General features: G+C 45.4%; 13 protein-coding genes and 4 tRNA genes. 6 read left to right on the plus strand and 11 right to left on the minus strand.

Going from position 1 to position 18,990, the window contains the following annotated elements; translation table 11 throughout:
* Positions 1 to 38: 38 nt before the first annotated feature.
* From J9317_RS20220 to J9317_RS20270, 11 genes are all read right to left on the minus strand, one after another.
* On the minus strand, positions 39 to 833 hold the full coding sequence (locus tag J9317_RS20220) for an MBL fold metallo-hydrolase (RefSeq protein WP_211561955.1): 795 nt from the start codon (positions 831 to 833) through the stop codon (positions 39 to 41).
* 21 nt (positions 834 to 854) lie between these two features.
* Positions 855 to 1,670: a two-component system regulatory protein YycI gene (locus J9317_RS20225; protein WP_211561957.1), complete on the minus strand. Its 816-nt coding sequence runs from the start codon at positions 1,668 to 1,670 to the stop codon at positions 855 to 857.
* Positions 1,657 to 3,009: a YycH family regulatory protein gene (locus tag J9317_RS20230; protein WP_211561958.1), complete on the minus strand. Its 1,353-nt coding sequence runs from the start codon at positions 3,007 to 3,009 to the stop codon at positions 1,657 to 1,659. Before J9317_RS20230 ends, J9317_RS20225 begins: the two co-directional genes overlap by 14 nt.
* A complete protein-coding gene (gene walK / locus J9317_RS20235; RefSeq protein WP_211561959.1) occupies positions 3,006 to 4,835 on the minus strand; it encodes a cell wall metabolism sensor histidine kinase WalK in 1,830 nt (609 codons plus the stop codon). Before walK ends, J9317_RS20230 begins: the two co-directional genes overlap by 4 nt.
* Positions 4,836 to 4,840: 5 nt before the next feature.
* Positions 4,841 to 5,554, minus strand: a complete 714-nt coding sequence (yycF, locus tag J9317_RS20240) for a response regulator YycF (protein WP_211561960.1) — start codon at positions 5,552 to 5,554, stop codon at positions 4,841 to 4,843.
* Between the two features lie 173 nt (positions 5,555 to 5,727).
* A complete protein-coding gene (locus tag J9317_RS20245; protein ID WP_211561961.1) occupies positions 5,728 to 7,149 on the minus strand; it encodes a M23 family metallopeptidase in 1,422 nt (473 codons plus the stop codon).
* Between the two features lie 296 nt (positions 7,150 to 7,445).
* Positions 7,446 to 7,518: transfer RNA gene (locus tag J9317_RS20250), tRNA-Phe, on the minus strand.
* Positions 7,519 to 7,836: 318 nt separating this feature from the next.
* A tRNA-Asp gene (locus J9317_RS20255) sits at positions 7,837 to 7,913 on the minus strand.
* 19 nt (positions 7,914 to 7,932) lie between these two features.
* Positions 7,933 to 8,007, minus strand: a tRNA-Glu gene (locus J9317_RS20260).
* A 12-nt stretch (positions 8,008 to 8,019) separates the two neighbouring features.
* A tRNA-Lys gene (locus J9317_RS20265) sits at positions 8,020 to 8,092 on the minus strand.
* 422 nt (positions 8,093 to 8,514) lie between these two features.
* The gene (locus J9317_RS20270) at positions 8,515 to 9,807 is read right to left on the minus strand and encodes an adenylosuccinate synthase (RefSeq protein WP_211561962.1); all 1,293 of its coding nucleotides are present in this window, start codon (positions 9,805 to 9,807) and stop codon (positions 8,515 to 8,517) included.
* Positions 9,808 to 10,357: 550 nt separating this feature from the next.
* Between J9317_RS20270 and J9317_RS20275 the strand changes: the two genes are divergently transcribed.
* The 6 genes from J9317_RS20275 (at position 10,358) to J9317_RS20300 (ending at position 18,669) form a co-directional block, all read left to right on the plus strand.
* Positions 10,358 to 11,368 carry a LacI family DNA-binding transcriptional regulator gene (locus tag J9317_RS20275; RefSeq protein ID WP_211561963.1) on the plus strand — a complete coding sequence of 337 codons (1,011 nt, stop codon included), beginning with the start codon at positions 10,358 to 10,360 and terminating at the stop codon, positions 11,366 to 11,368.
* Between the two features lie 160 nt (positions 11,369 to 11,528).
* Complete coding sequence (locus tag J9317_RS20280) at positions 11,529 to 12,842, plus strand: ABC transporter substrate-binding protein (protein WP_211561965.1); 1,314 nt, start codon at positions 11,529 to 11,531, stop codon at positions 12,840 to 12,842.
* Positions 12,843 to 12,904: 62 nt separating this feature from the next.
* A complete protein-coding gene (locus J9317_RS20285; RefSeq protein ID WP_211561966.1) occupies positions 12,905 to 13,804 on the plus strand; it encodes a carbohydrate ABC transporter permease in 900 nt (299 codons plus the stop codon).
* A gap of 117 nt (positions 13,805 to 13,921) precedes the next feature.
* Positions 13,922 to 14,707, plus strand: a complete 786-nt coding sequence (locus tag J9317_RS20290; protein WP_051860704.1) for a carbohydrate ABC transporter permease — start codon at positions 13,922 to 13,924, stop codon at positions 14,705 to 14,707.
* 13 nt (positions 14,708 to 14,720) lie between these two features.
* Positions 14,721 to 16,067, plus strand: coding sequence for a GH1 family beta-glucosidase (locus J9317_RS20295; RefSeq protein ID WP_211561967.1), 1,347 nt, complete (start codon positions 14,721 to 14,723; stop codon positions 16,065 to 16,067).
* A 34-nt stretch (positions 16,068 to 16,101) separates the two neighbouring features.
* Positions 16,102 to 18,669, plus strand: coding sequence for a carbohydrate binding domain-containing protein (locus tag J9317_RS20300; protein WP_211561968.1), 2,568 nt, complete (start codon positions 16,102 to 16,104; stop codon positions 18,667 to 18,669).
* Positions 18,670 to 18,990 lie beyond the last annotated feature (321 nt).

The raw sequence follows: 18,990 nt of genomic DNA on the forward strand, positions 1-18,990 counted from the left end.
TTGTTTATTATACTCAAGCTTGTGCAAAAAAATAATGATTAAACGGCTGTTAGAGGAGTTGGTTTAATCGGATCGGTATCATAAAGGCTGATTCCGTCGCCTAAAACGAAGCCTTTGCTTTCCAATGTCTGCTGAACCGACATTCTCGCGAGATCCTTCATATTGTTATCCTTGCTGAGATGGGCGAGGTAGATTCGGGAAGTATGGTCGCCAATGACGTCCGACATCGCAAGGGCTGCGTCCTCGTTTGAGACGTGCCCGACGTCTGACAGAATGCGGCGCTTGATGCTCCACGGGTAATGCCCCATCCGGAGCATGCTGACGTCATGGTTGCTTTCAAACACAAAGGAGTTGGCGTCCTTGATCATGCCTTTCATCCGGTCGCTGACGTAGCCTGTGTCCGTAATGAGGGCAAGCTTGCGCCCATTATGATGAAAGACGTAAAACATCGGTTCGGCCGCGTCATGCGAGACGCCGAACGACTGGATGTCCAAGCCTCCGAATGATTTAACTGTATCGGTTTCAAAATGGAATTTCTGCTCAGACGGCACTTCGCCAATCAGCTTTTCCATCGCATTCCACGTTTTGCCGTTCGCATAGACCGGCACCTTGTGCTTTCTTGCAGCGACTCCAAGGCCTTTAATGTGGTCGCTGTGTTCATGGGTAATAAAAATTCCGCTCAAATCGTCCATGCTTTTGCCAATCTGGCTCATGAGCAGGCCTAGCTGTTTATTGCTTAAGCCGGCATCCACCAAAAAAGATTGTCCGTCCGCTTCTACGTAAATGGCGTTCCCCGTACTCCCGCTCGCAAGTACGCTAAATTGCAAGCTCATGTCTGTCACTCCAATTTTTATCTATTTAGTCGCTTTTTCAGGTCTGACAATCTGCCCTTCAAACGCGCTCACAAAATAATGTTCTTTCCCGTTCACTTCTACATACCAGTAAGGCTGCAGGGTTTGTTTATTTGATTCCGCCTGCTCCGTATAATAGCCTAACTCCATTTTGGTGATCTCGCTTTTATACTTCAGGTCGTTTTCATTATACATCTGTTCAATTGCCTCAATGGCTGTAATGGTATCTTCCTGCTGTTCCTGGACTTGATCGGACTCCATCACATACGTTTGTTCATAGCTGATAATTTCTCTTTTTTCATTCAAATGGAGGATGACAGCCCCAATAGGCTGATCGGATCCTTGATAAATCGTCATCCCATTGATCCGCTGAAAATAGGTAATGGCCGCTTTTTCCTGATTGTAGGACCAGAAGACGTATTCACTCCCAAATTTTAAAGAGGAGGAGACGAAGCTATCTGCTTTGGACAAATCATCTTTTTCAATCTTGATTGGCTTTTTCAGCTTCATCTGCAGCAATACAGGTTCTGTTTCTCCAATCTGATCCTGAATATCAATGGCCGGCTCCTGATCCTTGAGAGTCGAGAGGTCTTCATCGGTAAATTCATGGCGTTTAACAGCTAATAGCTGCAGCTCGGGATTGTCCGGAGGCAGAGGAGGATATTTAATTTCTTCCGCCGCCAGCTGGTCTTGAATCGTTTCCTTCTGAATCGGATCATACTTGCTTGTCGTGATCTTTTGGGAATATTGCCAGGCAAGGAACAGGTCCAGAACAAGAAAAGCGAAAATAAATATGGTTTTCGTTTTACTCCAATCCATCCTGTCTGCCTCCTCCCAATGTTTTTGGATCTTCAATCGCTCGATAGTTCCCTGATCGGGTTTCTGCGTACCAGACAGGGTTCACAATCACATTCATCTCTTCAGAGGATTGAAGCTCGTAAGCAGGGAAGACCCTGACGACATTGTTGATGTTCATTTCTCCTTTGCTTTTGGTCAGCATTGCAAGGATTTCCTTGCCGTCCGGAAGCAAAATAGGCTCCTGATTGGAGTGCCTTTTCGTTCGGTATCCGGGACGCTCATAGCGGATGATTTCGGTACTGCCCCATTCCTGAAAAATATCGGTCCTGATGGATGGGGTTTCTTTACTAGGAAACACAGGCAAATTATTGATCAGCATCCTTAGAGTAATTTCCAAGTCCGGTGAATGTCCGAAAAACACATAATCATCGGTCCAGCCGCCATGTGAGTTCAAATAATCCAGGCTCTGTTCCATGACCTTCGATAAAGCCGGTTCAATTGTTTGATCCTTTTTTCCGCCCGCCGTGTAGGTGATTTGAGAGAAGCCGCTGTCCTTTTCAATGACAAGCCTTCTCGAACCATCGGTATAGACACTGTCCGATTTATTATAGCCGCGTGAAACGTAGGAAGGGTTATTGTACAGGGCATGTTTAAAGTCTTCTTCATCAATATTATTGAAGGTATAGGAGAACCGGTTAAACGCGCGTTTTTTTTCTGGAAGCATTAAAATGGCGTCCTTGTTGAACGAATTTGCGAAATAACGCTGATATCCCTCTTCTTCAGCATTGCTGAAATATTGGCCTTGAAGCTGGGTTACCACGTCATGCTTCATTTTGACTTCATAAACGAGCCTGCCTTGAGTTGATACAAAATATACCGTCGGGGTCTCCACGCCGTCAAAAGGAACGATGATTCGATCAAAGGCTTTATTGACCGCTTCTTTTGTATCCCAGTCTAAAATGCTTTGAAATGTTTTAGCCGGGATCGTTTGACTGAAAATGAGCTCCAGTTTTTTGCGGCCGTCAAGGCCATGGATAAACTGCAGAAACTCGGCTTCGCTGTAGCTGCTTGTAAGATCACTCGCTTCCTCAAGCTTCCAGTCAGACATGGCATCCCAAATTTTATCAAGCTGTTTGTCCGCCCCGTAATGGACATTTTTGTTCTCATGGTAAAAGACTTGCTGAGGCTTTACCACTTCGCTGAATTGGCGTTTGTCGTCCGATAATTTCAGGTTTTCGAGATAGGTCATGCTTTCGATTGGGTTATAGGTCGGCTTAAACGTCCATATGCTCCATGTAAAATACAGACTGACTATGATTAAAAAACTTAAGACCAGGGTTTTAACTGTTTCCCGTTTCATTCCCAATCATCCTCTTGATTCGGATCGTACGGGAGTGTAAAAAATACAGTTGTCCCCCGTCCTTCCTTACTTTCTGCCCAAATTTCACCAGAGTGTGCCTGGACCATTTCTTTTGCAATCGCAAGTCCAAGCCCCGTCCCGCCGAGTTTTCGGGTTCTCGCTTTATCCACACGGTAAAAACGCTCGAAGATTTTTTTCACACTGTCTTTTGGAATCCCCACACCCTCATCCTTTACGCTGATCAGAAGCTCTTCCTCAAGGACCTTAATTCTAAAGGTGATTTTTCCTCCCTCAGGAGAATACTTCATGGCATTGGAGATGATGTTATCAAGGACTTGGGTAATCTTATCTGTGTCAATGTCCACATAAAGCTCTTCATTCGGTATATCGCGTTTAAATGTCACTTTTTGCGATTTCGTCATTTCAAACCGGTCTATGATTTTATTAAAAAACACCGTAAAGTTGATCCAGTCCGGTTTAATCCGGTAATCACGGCTATCCATCTTCGACAAATTCAGCAAATCGTTAACTAGCCGGATCATCCGCTCTGTTTCAGTCTGGGTCACATTCAGAAACTGGGGAGCAATCTCTTTATCCTGCCAGGCTCCTTCTGCCAATGCATCCAGATAGCTGCGCATGGTCGTAAGCGGCGTGCGGAGTTCGTGTGAGACATTGGCTACAAATTCTCTCCGCTCCTCATCGATTTTCTCCTGCTCGGTTACATCGTAAATAATGGCGATTAACCCTTCGATAAATCCGCCATGCTCTTTCACAATGACAGAAAAATTGACTCGGAGAATAAGAGGTTTATCATCAGAGCTGAAATCAAGAAGGAGAGGCTCCTGCGATTCAATCAGCTGATCAAACTGAACTTCTTCCTCTATATCCAGCAGAGATGTGATTTTCATCGAAAGGGCTGTTTCATGTGAAACATTCAGCAGCTGTGCAGCAGGTTCATTTACTAAAATGACTTCCCCTTTTCGATTGGTTGCCACGACTCCGTCCGTCATATTGGCGATCACAGAAGCAAGCTTTTTCCGTTCACCTTCTGTCTGGGAATGGGCTTCTTCCAGCTCTTCAGTAAGATGGTTAAAGCTTAAGGCAAGCTGGCCGATCTCATCATTTCCATAAATCCGGACCTTGCGCCCAAAGTTCCCTTTTGCAAGCTCGAGCGCCTGCTTTCTCATGTCAGAAAGAGGCCTTGTGATCGTCCTTGCGAGGAAAATCCCAACAAGAGCGGTAATGAGGAGCGAAAGTCCGGTACCAACGGCCAATATGCTGTTAATATTCCGCATTTGCGTGAAAATCTCTTCCATAGAGGCTTCTATGTAAACAACCCCCATGATTTCTCCATCACTCTTCTTTATCGGAGTAGCATAGATTCGGATTCGTTTTTGGGTTTTAGGGTCAAATACATCTTTAGGAGTTTGCAGCTCAGTTGAAAGGGCACGGCTAATCATGATGTCGGTAATTTTTTTCCCGACCAAATCAGTGTCGGAGGTAGAGGTGGCTAGCACTCTTAAGTTACGATCAATGACGCGGACCTCTTCAATATCACCCGTCGTATAATCGCTTAATACATCTGCTAAATCTTCCTCAAGTGAATCCGTCTCTTCTTTCGTACGGTCTTTATCGAATTCAACTCCAAGACTGTAGTTCAGCAAATTGATTTGTTTATTAATGGAAATATTGAAGTTGGACTTCAGTGATTCTTCCATTTGCTTAACAAAGTACACCCCGATAATTTGCATCGCCAAAATAATCAGCAGTACAAATATCAGGGCAAATTTAAAATGGATGGAGCGAAAAAAGCCTATTTTATTCATTCAGACTACTCCTGTTCAGGATTTCGCAAATAATACCCCACGCCTCTTCTGGTCACGATCCAGTTCGGGTGGCTTGGGTTGTCTTCAATCTTTTCGCGCAAACGGCGAACGGTAACATCAACAGTACGGACATCTCCAAAATAATCATAGCCCCATACGGTTTGAAGCAAATGCTCGCGCGTCATGACTTGGCCAATGTGTTTAGCCAGGTAATGGAGCAGCTCAAACTCACGGTGAGTCAGTTCAATCGTTTCGCCGCGCTTCGTTACAACATAAGCATCGGGATGAATGACAAGTGAACCGATGCCGATTTCATTCGTGTCACCCGCCGTGTCTTCAGCCGTTCCAATGGTCTGCTGTCTGCGAAGATTGGCTTTTACCCTCGCCAAAAGCTCACGCGTGCTGAAAGGCTTCGTGACATAGTCATCTGCCCCTAGTTCAAGACCAAGAACCTTATCAATTTCCGAGTCTTTCGCTGTCAGCATAATAATCGGCATATCGTATTTCTTCCGCACTTCACGGCACACTTCCATTCCGTCCTTGCTCGGAAGCATGATATCAAGAAGAATGAGATCTGGCTGAAATTCCTCAACCTGCTGCAGGGCATCGTTTCCATCATAGGAGCAATGGACATCGTATCCTTCTTTTTTTAAGTTAAATTCAAGTATATCAGCAATCGGTTTTTCATCGTCCACGACTAATATTCTTCGGTTATCCATTATTGATCGCCCCTTTTGGCCAAGGTTTCGCATTTTATATAAAGTCAATTTTTTATAGTTCTAAACAGACTAATTATACCGATAGTATGTCCTTTTTTCCACCTTCTGCACTAATTCTGTCAGAAAACAAAAGAAGCTGACCTTATTTATGCATCTTAAGGTCAGCTTTCCTATTATTGTTTTACATAATCCAGCGGATTTTCTAAATTTCCATTTTTATAAACTTCAAAATGAAGATGCATGCCGGTGGAGCGTCCTGTTGAACCCATTACCCCGATTTGCGATCCCTTTTGTACCGTATCGCCTTCGGAAACCTTAATGGAATCAAGGTGGGCATAAACCGTCTTCATGCCGTTCTGATGATCAATTTCAATTTTGTTTCCGTATGCCCCGCTATTTCCGGCAAAAACAACTTTTCCATTATCGGCGGCTTTAATCGTCTTATCCTGCACGCCGGAAATGTCGATCCCTTTATGGGCACGGCCCCAGCGCTGCCCCTGCTTGCTCGTAATCTGGCCTCCGACAGCAGGCCAGCTCAGCGAACCGTCGCCTTTCGACGTTTCCTTCGTCCCTACTTGAACGATCTGCTTAACCGGATCCTTGCGCTTTTCCTCTTTAGCCGTAGTTCTTGTTATCGTATCGCCATTTACCTTCGTATAGACGTACTCACGAAGGGCCTGTCCCGTTTCCCCTTTTTGGGAAATGCTCTCTTCACCCTTTGGAAGATCGCCGTTTTCCTGTTTCTCCTCTTCAAAAGGAATGTCCTCCGTCTTTGAAGATTCCTCTATCACTTTTACTTCCATAAAAGGCTTAGGAACGACAACAGTCAATGTATCCTCAGGCTTGATCGAAGTCCGGGGATCCATATTCCCGTTCAGCTTCAGCAGCTCGTCAACGGAAAGATAAAAATCCTCCGCAATCGTCTCAAGCGTATCGCCATTTTGCACGCGGTACAGAGACTCCCCCTTTGTTCCTTCCTGCAAAGCTTCAAGCCCTTGTCCGGTGTTGCGGATATCTTCAGGCTTAACCTTTTGCTCCTTAATTTCCGGGGCAGCCGAATACGTAAGATCCGTAATTCGCGATTCTCCCTCTTTTATCGGCTCAAAAGGCTTTCCGCTTCTTTTATGCTCCTCAAACGCAGCAAGCTGCTCCTCTGGCATAAACTGGTGAAGATAATCTCTCAGCGTTTTCTCAGCTTCTTCCTTAGAATTAAAGGAAACTGCCGTTTTACCGCCAATCACAATGGAATAGGCTTTAGCCGCCACACCAAGCTCATTCACAAGGTTCTGCTTGGCGCCTTCGTTATCCGCTAATGGCCGAAACATCTGCTCAGGGACAATTTCCATATCCTCCACCGTCAGATTCAGACCCTTCTGATCATACTGGTCGCCGGCACGCTTCACGATCTCCGCTTCCGCATCCTTCAGTACATCCTGGTTATCAATGGTGCCAAGCTTCTTTCCATCTATGTATATATGATAGACCGTTGAAACCTGATCCTCCGCAGACGCCGTTTGGCTTCCAAGCATCAAGGCCGAAGTGATTATTCCGCATGCAAGCGTATACTTAAATTTCGATTTATGTGGCTGGTTCATAGTAAAAGTCCTCCTGAAAGCTATTCATAAAATGAAGCAGGGATAAAAAATGCGCCTCAAAAAGGCACCCGTTTAAGATAGCACAGACTTCCTAAAATTCGCCCAATTCACTTCCAATTGTTATGGGATTGTGGTCAATTTGTTATAAATGGGTGGATTTTTGTAATAATCAGGGTATTATTTAACAGGTTTACCAGTAGGGAAAAAGCACTTGGGGTAGAAAGGAGGGAGGAAGAGATTTTTAAGCAGGGATACATAATAAAAAAGACACATTCCACCGGGAACATGTCTTTGGATGGCTTGGGACGGAATCGAACCGCCGACACATGGATTTTCAGTCCATTGCTCTACCGACTGAGCTACCAAGCCATTATATTATTTTCGTCAGAGCCATTTGTTGTCACTTGCACAATCGCACAAATCTCAGAAAGCTTATTCAAGCAGCAGCTCCATTTGTGCGCTGAAGCATTGCTTTGCAGCTTATTCGGGCGTGCTCTACCGACTGAGCTACCAAGCCATATAGTTTCGGCTTCCACTAAGCTTCGAATCTCTTCGTCAGCTCCCTCGATCGCTTCCTCACGTATTCTTATACGCTCCGGTGCTCACTCAGTCGCTTCCTCGACCTTCTCGCTTATTGAAACCCTCTTACTTTTAATTAAGCTATCATATGTATCATAAAAAAATAAATGGCGGTCCGGACGGGACTCGAACCCGCGACCTCCTGCGTGACAGGCAGGCATTCTAACCAACTGAACTACCGGACCAATAAGGGATATATGTAAATGGTGACCCGTACGGGATTCGAACCCGTGTTACCGCCGTGAAAGGGCGGTGTCTTAACCGCTTGACCAACGGGCCAATATTTAGAGATGAGCCATGAAGGACTCGAACCTTCGACCCTCTGATTAAAAGTCAGATGCTCTACCGACTGAGCTAATGGCTCCCTATTTTATCTACACTCAAGGGTTTGCAGGACGCTCAAATCTCAGAAGGATTATTCAAGCAGCAGCTCGATTTGAGCGCTGATGTTTTGCTTCGCAGATTATTCGATCGTGCTCTACCGACTGAGCTAATGGCTCCCTTTTTAAAACCTTGCTGCCACTTTAAACTCAGTATCAGAGCGCCTCAGCGACGTTTTTAATAATAGCATAGTTTAATAGAAAGAAACAATGGTTTTTTTACAAAAATGACAAAATACTTTTTGAATCCCATAATTCGTTCTTGCGTGCATGGTTTATTATGCTGTTTGATGGTCTGGATGTCTACTTCTTTTTATAAAAAATACTATTGATTATTCTTGTTAAATGATCGCCAAATCATACTAAAAAAGAGAAGCCAGCTAACTGGCTCCCCTTCTTAAATCTATTAGTTTGCGCGGTATACGCTTCTAAGTACATTCGTTTGTGAACGATCTGGTCCGACAGAGAAGATGGAAAGCGGAATTCCAGTCAGCTGGGACACACGCTCAAGATAGTGGCGTGCATTTTCCGGAAGATCCTCAAGCGTTTTCGCTCCTGTAATGTCTTCTGTCCAGCCTGGCAGCTCTTCATATACAGGCTCACAGTCCGCTAGTTCTTTAAGGCTTGCCGGGAAGTGCTCCATGACTTCGCCTTTGTAGCGGTACGCGACACAGATTTTCAGTGTTTCGATGCCTGTCAGCACGTCGATGGAGTTCAGAGACAAGTCTGTAATTCCGCTGACACGGCGGGCATGGCGGACAACGACGCTGTCAAACCAGCCGACACGGCGCGGACGGCCTGTAGTTGTACCGTACTCGCGGCCGACCTCACGGATTTGGTGGCCGATCTCATTATCCAGCTCAGTAGGGAAAGGACCGTCTCCCACGCGGGTTGTGTACGCTTTGGAAACTCCGACTACATGGTTGATTTTCGTCGGGCCTACGCCTGAACCAATCGTTACGCCTCCCGCTACTGGGTTGGATGAGGTAACAAATGGATACGTACCTTGGTCGATATCAAGCATGACGCCTTGTGCGCCTTCAAACAGCACACGGCGGCCTTCATCCAGTGCGTCGTTGAGGACAACGGATGTGTCGCAAACGTACTTTTTGATTTGCTGGCCGTATTCGTAGTATTCATCAAGAATATCCTCGATTTTAAAGCCTTCGACCTCGTACATTTTTTCAAATAGACGATTCTTTTCTTCTAAATTGCGTGCAAGCTTTTCTTCAAAGGATTCACGGTCAAGAAGATCGGCGATGCGGATTCCGATTCTCGCTGCTTTATCCATGTAAGCAGGACCGATTCCTTTTTTTGTCGTACCAATTTTGTTAGCGCCTTTACGGTCTTCTTCAACGGCGTCTAATTTTAAATGATAAGGAAGAATGACGTGGGCACGGTTGCTGATTCTCAGGTTGTCTGTGTTTACCGCTTTGTCATGAAGGTAAGCAAGCTCCTCAACAAGCGCTTTCGGGTCAACGACCATTCCGTTGCCGATTACACAGATTTTATCACTGTAAAAAATTCCGGATGGAATCAAGTGAAGCTTATACGTGACTCCTCCGAATTTAATGGTGTGTCCTGCGTTGTTTCCGCCTTGATAGCGGGCAATCACTTCTGCGTTTTCTGAGAGGAAATCGGTGATTTTCCCTTTTCCTTCATCTCCCCACTGGGTTCCAACTACTACTGCTGAAGACATATACCTGCACCTCCGAATGCGATTTAACTTGCGATTTCAATCCGTTTATATACACTAAATCCATCCAATATTGTACCAATGAGGTGGAGGAAAGTCAATTTATTTTCCGAACATTAAATAGGTTTGTAGTTATTTTCGTTCGTGAATGGGAGAATGGTTGCAGATGGCGGAAGGTTTACATAACACCGGGTCTGTCCCGCTCTGCTTCACCGCATAAGGGGACAGAGGCAGTCTCTTGTAAGCCGGTGCGACTGCAGGGTTTATGAAGGACGGTGCCAGAGCTTTAGTCTGCTAGCGAATGACGGGACTGGCACGGTGCCAGTCCCGTTTTGCTTCACCGCAGCAGGGGACAGAGACTGAACTGGCTGGGACCTTGATATATAAGGCTTGAACAGGAGCGGTGCCGGAGCTTTCGTTCTTTAGCTGAGTACGGGTCAGACCCCAAGCTATTTCATCAATCCAAAATATTCAAAAAATTCTCTTGCCTATTCCAACCACACACCCTTATAATACGAATTAACGAAAGCGCTTTCGATAAGAGGAGATTAGGATGACCACGATCTATGATGTAGCAAAAAAAGCTGGGGTTTCCAGTACAACCGTATCAAAAGCATTAAATAATTATCCGGATGTGAGCGAGAAAACAAAGAATGTTATTTTGACTGTAGCAGCGGAGATGGGGTATTTGCCTAATTCACACGCCCAGTCCCTTTCTACCAAAAAAACGTGGTCCATTGGGGTTATGTTTACAGAGGACAATGAAGTAGGGATGAAGCATCCATTCTTTAATGCTGTCATTGAAAGTTTTCGCAAGCATGCGGAAAATGAGGGGTATGACCTTATTTTTCCTTCCAGGAATCTCCGCAACCGGAATACGACCTATCTGGAGCATTTTACATACAGAGGTGTGGATGGCATTATCATCATCTGCTCTGACCAAAATGATCCTCAGGTGCTGGAAATTCTGGACAGCAACATTCCGATTGTCGTGATTGACATGAATGAGGTGAACAGCAGCGTCGTATATTCGGATAATGTGACTGGAGCTGAGACCGCAGTAGATTACCTCATATCACTCGGCCACCGCAAGATTGCCCATATTTCCGGTGATTCCGAAACATTTACTGGTGAGGCAAGAATCAATGGATATGAGAAGGCAATGAAGAAAAACAGTCTTGCCATACCTGAAGGATACCTTGTAAATGGAGGGATGTTCTCCATTCAGGAAGGCAGAGAAGCGATGCGGCGGATTTTAACGTTGAAGGACCGTCCTACAGCCGTTTTTATAGCCGGAGATCAGATGGCGATTGGTGCGATGGAAACGATTAAAGAGCATGGCCTTGCTGTTCCGGATGATGTATCGATTATCGGTTTTGATGATATCGAGATGGCAAGCTATGTAACTCCTAAGCTAACTACGATCAAGCAGGATACTGATGCACTTGGCAAACAGGCAGCCGCTTTGCTGGTGAGTCAGATTGTCCAGAAAAAGAAATCGATAAAAAATGAAATGGTTCCTATTCAATTAATAAAACGTGATTCCTGCCGTCCTTTAACCTAATTTTTTTTAACCTTTACAGTAACCGCTTTCAGTTTATTTTTTTGCTTGTACACGAAACCGCTTTCGGTCTTAGGCTTATTTTTTTATCGAAAATCGAAACCGCTTTCGAATACCGAATACAGGACTTATATTCCAATACCATTTGAAAAGGGGCTACATGATGAAGAAAACACTGAGTATGTTTTTATCGCTTGTTTTACTAGTCGGCGTTTTGTCAGGCTGTTCAGGTTCACAAAGTGCAAACGGATCAAAAGGCGGTAAAGATATTGATTTGAGAATCTGGTCATTCACAGATGAATTGAAGAAGCCAATTAAAAAGTTCGAAGAAAAGAATGGCGTCAAGGTAGAACTGACAATTGTTCCAATCGCAGACTATCCAACCAAGCTTAAGCCGGTTCTAGAAAGCGGTGTGGGAGCTCCTGATGTATTTACGGGTGAGCTTGCCTTTATTAAGCAGTGGGTGGATGCAGGGTATTGGGAAGATCTATCGAAAGCTCCATATGATGCTGAAAAACTGTCAGATCAGTATGTTCCTTACGTTTTTGATATGGGGAAGGACAAGGATGGCAAGGTGAGAGCTCTTTCCTGGCAGACAACTCCAGGCGGTGTTTATTACAAGCGAAGCATTGCGAAAGAGGTTCTTGGAACGGATGATCCAGCTGAGGTCGGTAAAATGATGTCTTCTATGGACAGTGTGTTTGCAACAGCAGAAAAATTGAAGGCGAAAGGCTACCGCATGTTCCCAGATGAGGGCGCGATCCGCTGGTTTGCTCAAGGCGATGCTCCTGAACCATGGGTGAATGATAAAAATGAGCTGCAGCTGACTGATAGAAAAGTTGAATTTATGGACTATGCAAAAGAAATGAAGGCGAACGGGTACACAGCCAATGCTGCAGAATGGTCCCCATCTTGGTTCGAGTCCATGGATAAAGCCGTTAAGGTAAAAGAGAACGGAAAGACTGTCGAGACGAATGTGTTCTCCTATGTCCTTCCTACTTGGGGTCTGCATAGTGTTTTGAAAACCAATGTAAAAAAATCCACGGGTGACTGGGCTGTAACAAGCGGACCGAGCCCATATTTCTGGGGCGGTTCATGGCTTGGTGTTTACAGCAAGTCCAAAAATAAAGAGCTTGCTTATGATTTCGTGAAAATGATGACGCAGGATAAAGACTTCCTTAAAGATTGGGCGAAAGAGACTGGAGATGTTCTATCCTACCTGCCTGTAACAGATGAAATTAAAGGCGATTTCAAAGATGAATTCCTTGGCGGGCAAAACAACTATCAATTCTTCCTTGATCAGGCTCAAAATATTAAGCCGGGAATCGTAACGAAGTATGATCAGCAGCTTGATACCCTTTACGGCAATGCGGTTAAACAATATACGGATGGAAAAAAATCCAAGGATGACGCGATTAAAGAGTTTTATATGAAAGCAAAAAATGCGTATCCGGATATAACGGTTCCAAATAAATGATAAGCAGCAAGCGGCTTAACAAGCTTTAGGCCGCTTGTACTTCTTGAAAGAGAGGGAAAAAGGTGAAAAATTTAAACCGGTATGGGTACTTTTTTATCGCACCGTTTTGGCTGGTCTTCTTAGTATTCAGTATCTATCCAGTTGCGCTCACGTTTTATTACAGCTTTACGAATTATACCGGCAGCGGGACAGCTGAGGTTGTCGGATTAGCAAATTATACACGTCTTTTAACGGATTCCTTTTTCGTGCAGGCCTTTGTAAACACGCTGAAAATTTGGGGCATCAACTTTGCTTTGCAGATGGGACTTGCGTTGATTCTTGCCGCAATTTTTTCCGATATGCGGCTGAAAATGAAGGGCCAATCGTTTTTCCGGGCGATTTTTTATCTGCCAAATTTGATAACGGTCAGCTCCGTTGCTCTATTATTCGGGATTCTGCTGGATTGGCAGCATGGCTCGCTGAACGTTGTTCTCATGAACCTCGGATTGATATCTGATCCAATCAACTGGCTGAATGAACCGGCCACCGCTCAAATTTCCGTTTCCCTGATCTTAACGTGGATGTGGTTCGGACATTCCTTTATTGTCATCATGGCTGGGATTTCCGGAATCTCCACTGACTATTTCGAAGCCGCTCTGATCGACGGGGCAAACCGCTGGCAAACGCTTGTCAGCATTACCCTGCCTTTATTAAAGCCGATTCTTTTGTATATCATGATTACCTCTCTCATTGGAGGCCTGCAATTATTCGACCTTCCTATGCTGATTACCGATGGCATCGGATCGCCGGACGGATCGCTGAACACGATGGTTCTGTATTTATACAATCAGGCATTCAAGTACAACAACTATGGCTATGCTTCCGCAGTAGCTTACGGATTGTTTATCATCACGGTCATTTTCTCTGCCATCGTCTTTAGATCGATGTACAGCAGCGAACGAAAACAAGCAAGGCAGGTGTAAAAAATGATTGAAACCAACAAAACTCTCTCTACTGAATTCAAATCAAAGCCTGTCTCTCTTCAGCCAAAGCCTAAAGGCGGAAAAGACCGGATCATCAAAGGGATTCTTTACATCGGCATGACCGTTTTAGCCATTGTTTGCTTTGTTCCTTTCCTGATGATGCTCGTTAATGCCACGCGCTCCAATGAAGCGATATTAACAGGCTTTACGCTCGTACCCGGCAATGCACTTCTCGAAAACTATCAAACGATGATGGATTATGTGAATGTGTGGACAGGCTTTAAAAATAGTCTATTCATTTCTGTTCTTGTAACGATCCTGACGGGGTATTTTTCAGCCCTGACGGCGTACGGGTTCGCTTTTTACACATTTAAAGGGAAGAATTTTCTCTTCGTTTTTATGCTCGTCATGATGATGGTGCCGGGACAGCTTGGATTAATTGGATTTTATGAATTGTCCAAGACATTAGGAATTCTTGATACGTATATTCCGCTGATTGTACCGGCGGTCGCAAGCCCATTTGTTGTTTTCTTCTTGAGGCAGTACATTTTGACGACCCTTCATCCGAGTTTAATAGAAGCAGCAAGAATCGATGGGGCTAGTGAGTTTAAGATTTTTCACATTGTTGCCATCCCCATCATGATGCCTGCTATTGCAACAATGTCGATTTTCACCTTTATCGGATCCTGGAACAACTACATTATGCCTTTAGTGCTGATCTTCTCTCCGGAAAAGTACACCTTGCCGGTTTTAATGGGATTTTTAAAAGGTTCTCAAGTCGCTCAAAATCTCGGATCCATGTATCTTGGCATTGCCATTTCAGTCGTGCCGATCATGATTGCGTTTCTATTCTTATCTAAATACATCATTAACAGCATCTCAGCTGGAGCCATCAAAGAATAAGGAGTGAAGTGAAGTGAATTTTTCTAAAGAGTTTATTTTCGGTACAGCAACGTCTTCCTATCAGATTGAAGGAGCACATAAAGAAGGCGGAAGGACCCCTTCGATTTGGGATACATTCTGCGACACTCCCGGAAAGGTTTATGAGCAGCACAACGGAAATACGGCATGTGACCACTACCACCGTTTCGAGGAAGATATTCAGATCATTAAAAACCTGGGCGTCGATGCTTATCGCTTCTCCATTGCCTGGCCTCGAATATTCCCTAAGAAAGGCGAATACAACGCAGAAGGAATGGCCTTTTATAAAAACCTGGCGAAGCGTCTTCAGGAAGAAGGAATCAAGCCCGCGGTTACGCTTTATCACTGGGATTTGCCAATGTGGGCGCATGAAGAAGGCGGCTGGACAAACCGTGAATCTGTGAAATGGTTCCTCGATTACACAAGAGCATGCTTTACAGAGCTTGATCATCTCGTTGATTCCTGGATTACTCACAATGAGCCTTGGTGCGCAGGCTTTCTTGGATACCATCAGGGCGTTCATGCACCAGGACATACGAACATGGAAGAAGCCGTTAAAGCCGTTCATCACATGCTGCTTTCACACGGAGAAGCGGTCAACATGCTGAAACAGGAGTTTTCATCCCTTACTCCAATCGGCATTACGCTGAACCTGTCCCCTATTTATGCAGCGTCCGATTCAGCTAACGATTTGCTTGCTGCGAATAATGCGGATGGCTATTCAAACCGCTGGTTCCTGGATCCAATTTTCAAAGGAAGCTATCCGGCAGATATGATGAATCTATTTTCTAAATACGTTCACTCCTATGATTTTATTAAACAAGGAGACTTGGAAACAATTTCGGTTCCATGTGACTTTTTCGGGATTAACTACTACAGCCGTGCCATCGTTGAATTCAGCGCAGCCAATGATTTTATGAGTAAAGGCGCTTATTCGGACTATGAGAAAACCGGAATGGGCTGGGACATCGCTCCAAATGAATTTAAAGACCTGATTATCAGACTCCGAAAAGAATACACGGACCTCCCGATCTACATAACGGAGAATGGAGCCGCCTACGATGACGAGGTGGAGAATGGCAGAGTGCATGATTCTCTTCGCACCGATTATATTGAAAAGCATCTTCAAGCAGTCTCTGATTTAAATGAGATGGGCATGAATATTCAAGGTTATTACTTGTGGTCCCTTCTTGATAACTTTGAATGGAGCTTCGGCTATGACAAACGTTTTGGCATGATTTATGTGGATTTTGATTCTCAGGAACGGATCTGGAAGGACAGTGCCTATCGATATGCGGAAATCATTAAGCAGCGGACACCTTCCTTGCAAATCGGTTCTTAATTCGCCTTTTGGACAAATTCAAGGAGGTTAAGAGATGCGCAAATTAACAGGTATGATGATTTCCTGTATGCTGATCGCAGGGTTTACAGGCCCTGCACAGGCAGCAGGCAGCAAAGAGGCCATCCCGTTCCATCCCGTTGCCATTAAGGGGAAGGATCACGGGACAGCTAAACTGATTATCCCCGTTCCTAAATCCCATCATGTTGCGGTAAAAGTATCAAATGAACCGTTTGGCAAAGTAAAGACAAGCGATTTGGCTCCAAAGGGGCGAACGGTGACGAATCCATACCGATCGGGTTCTGACCTGACGGGTGTTGATCCGAGAATCAACAAATATGCCGGGGTTTATCTTTTGGATTCAGCGAATCGGGTACTTGATTTTGAGCAGATTACCTTGAAAGAAAACCAGATCCAAAAGGAAACCTGGAATCTTGTGTGGCAGGATGAATTTGACGGATCCGCGATCAATGAAAGCAAGTGGAATTTTATCCAGGGAGGCGGCGGCTACGGGAATAATGAGCTTCAAAATTATACGAACCGCTCAAAAAACGCCCGTTTGGAAAATGGCTCTCTTGTTATCGAAGCGCATAAAGAGGAACTAGGCGGCAATGAATATACGTCTGCCAAATTAACCACTCAAAACAAAGGCGATTGGACATACGGCCGCTACGAAATTCGTGCGAAGCTTCCAAAAGGCCAAGGCATGTGGCCGGCAATCTGGATGATGCCGACCGACTATGATTTGTACTCCGGGTGGCCTGCCTCAGGAGAAATTGACATTATGGAATTGCTCGGACATGCTCCGAACGAAGTGCATGGCACGCTGCATTATGGACTGCCCTGGAAAAACACAGGTGAAATGTATCGCCTTCCGCAAGGTGCGAAGGATTTCTCTGAAGACTATCACACCTTCTCAATTGACTGGGAGCCTGGCGAAATCAGGTGGTACGTGGATGGCGTTCTTTATGCAAAGCAAAATGACTGGTACAGCAAGAACGAAAATGCTGCTGCGCCCTATACGTATCCCGCTCCCTTTGACCGTGATTTTTACCTTCAGCTGAACGTGGCTGTCGGCGGAAACTGGCCTGGCTATCCGGATAGCACCACTGTCTTTCCAAGCCGGATGCTCGTCGATTATGTAAGAGTGTATGAATTGGACGGAGAGTATCGGGAGGCCGGGGAAAGACCAGCTGCTGAAGAGGTAACCGCGGATCTTCGTCCTCCGCTTGCTGATGGAAACTATGTTTACAACGGGGAGTTCGAGGCCGGCCTCACGGACTGGAAGTTCCAGCCGTTTGAGCCTTCCAGCCTGTTTGGAGGAGAAGGAACGGCAGAATCCGTGAACGGTGAAGCAAAAATCAGCATCACGAAACCGGGGAATGCCGTACATGCCATCCAATTTGTGCAGCCTACCCTGCCGATTGAAAAGGGAGAGCGCTATAAACTGACATTTGATGCCCGATCTGATGGTCCGCGTGCGGCTGGTATAAATATTTCAGGTCCAGAACGCAGCTATACTAGATATTTATCCGATCAAACTCTTTCCCTCACAGACAAGATGCAGTCCTTTAGCTATGAGTTTACGATGGAAAGCGAAACCGATCCGCATGCACGTCTGGAATTTAACCTGGGCCAGGGCTCAGCTCTTCCAGTTTGGATTGACCATGTGAAGCTAGTAAAGCTTCCAAAGGATCCAAACGCACCGAAAAAAGTCCTGCCAACCGGGAACTATATTTATAACGGAACTTTTGACCAGGGAACGGCGCGTATGGAATTCTGGGACCTTGCCGCGGATAAAGGCTCTAAGGCCGAGGCTTCAGTCGGCGAAGCCATTCCGGAACGCAAGCTTAATGTGGACATTAAACGCACAGGAAGCTATTCCGATGCAATTCGTTTAAGTCAAAACAAGCTAAACCTTGAAAAAGAAGCGGCTTATATCCTGACGTTTGACGCAAAGGCGGATGCAAAGCGGAATATCGGATTTCAGGTAACAAATGAGAACCGCTCAGCATTTTATACAAGAACCGAACAAATCGCGCTTACAGCGGATATGAAATCCTACCGATTGCTGATTCAGCCTTGGGAAAGCAATCCGAACAGTGTGATTGAATTTCTTTTAGGCGGAAATCGTGCGGGCGTAACGATCGATAACATTGCGATGAAGCGCCTTGCCAAACCGGTTATACTTGATCCATTGAGTACCCGGATTGAAGCGGAAAACTATCAGGACATGTTTGGAGTTCAAAACGGCCCAACCAGCGTGGGCTGGATTGACGAAGGCGACTGGATGCAGTATGCCGTTGACGTCAAGGAAGCAGGAGAATACACCGTTGCATTTCTTGCTGCATCCGGACGCGACGGCGGGAAATTTACGCTCCTCAGCAAAGCAGGAAACCAGTTCACAGGCGATCTGCCTCAAGGCGAAATTAAACCGGAAAATGCAGACCATTTATCCGTAGCTGATATACCGCAAACCGGCGGCTGGGATACGTGGAAAACTTTCGAAAGTAAAATCCGTCTTGAAAAAGGCATACAGACTCTTCAGGTCTATGCACCGAATGCTAATCTGGATTCGATGGAATTTAGTAAGGTTGGAGAATAAGACTGCCCCGCTTCTTTTGGAGAAGCGGGGTTTTTTGTGGGTGAGAGGACGGGCGCGGGGTCTGTCCCGCTCTGCTTCACCGCATAAGGGGACAGAGACAGCCTCTGTTAAACCGTTGCGCCTGTTGGTTTTGTGAAGGATGGTGCCAGAGCTTTAGTCTGCTAGCGAATGACGGGCCTGGCACGGTGCCAGTCCCCTTTTGCTTCACCGCAGCCGGGGACAGAGGCTGTAATGGATTGTACCTTAAGAAATAAGGCTTGAACAGAGGCGGTGCCGGAGCTTTAGTTCTTTAGCAGAGTGCGGGTCAGACACCTGGTACCT

The sequence above is a fragment of the Metabacillus flavus genome (assembly GCF_018283675.1).
Classification (GTDB): Bacteria; Bacillota; Bacilli; order Bacillales; family Bacillaceae; genus Metabacillus_B; species Metabacillus_B flavus.

Bases quoted from the DNA above. Each gene is read 5' to 3' on its own strand.
- J9317_RS20220 (WP_211561955.1), bottom strand. From the start codon at position 833: ATGAGCTTGCAATTTAGCGTACTTGCGAGCGGGAGTACGGGGAACGCC.
- J9317_RS20225 (WP_211561957.1), bottom strand. From the start codon at position 1,670: ATGGATTGGAGTAAAACGAAAACCATATTTATTTTCGCTTTTCTTGTT.
- J9317_RS20230 (WP_211561958.1), bottom strand. From the start codon at position 3,009: ATGAAACGGGAAACAGTTAAAACCCTGGTCTTAAGTTTTTTAATCATA.
- walK (WP_211561959.1), bottom strand. From the start codon at position 4,835: ATGAATAAAATAGGCTTTTTTCGCTCCATCCATTTTAAATTTGCCCTG.
- yycF (WP_211561960.1), bottom strand. From the start codon at position 5,554: ATGGATAACCGAAGAATATTAGTCGTGGACGATGAAAAACCGATTGCT.
- J9317_RS20245 (WP_211561961.1), bottom strand. From the start codon at position 7,149: ATGAACCAGCCACATAAATCGAAATTTAAGTATACGCTTGCATGCGGA.
- J9317_RS20270 (WP_211561962.1), bottom strand. From the start codon at position 9,807: ATGTCTTCAGCAGTAGTAGTTGGAACCCAGTGGGGAGATGAAGGAAAA.
- J9317_RS20275 (WP_211561963.1), top strand. From the start codon at position 10,358: ATGACCACGATCTATGATGTAGCAAAAAAAGCTGGGGTTTCCAGTACA.
- J9317_RS20280 (WP_211561965.1), top strand. From the start codon at position 11,529: ATGAAGAAAACACTGAGTATGTTTTTATCGCTTGTTTTACTAGTCGGC.
- J9317_RS20290 (WP_051860704.1), top strand. From the start codon at position 13,922: ATGACCGTTTTAGCCATTGTTTGCTTTGTTCCTTTCCTGATGATGCTC.
- J9317_RS20300 (WP_211561968.1), top strand. From the start codon at position 16,102: ATGCGCAAATTAACAGGTATGATGATTTCCTGTATGCTGATCGCAGGG.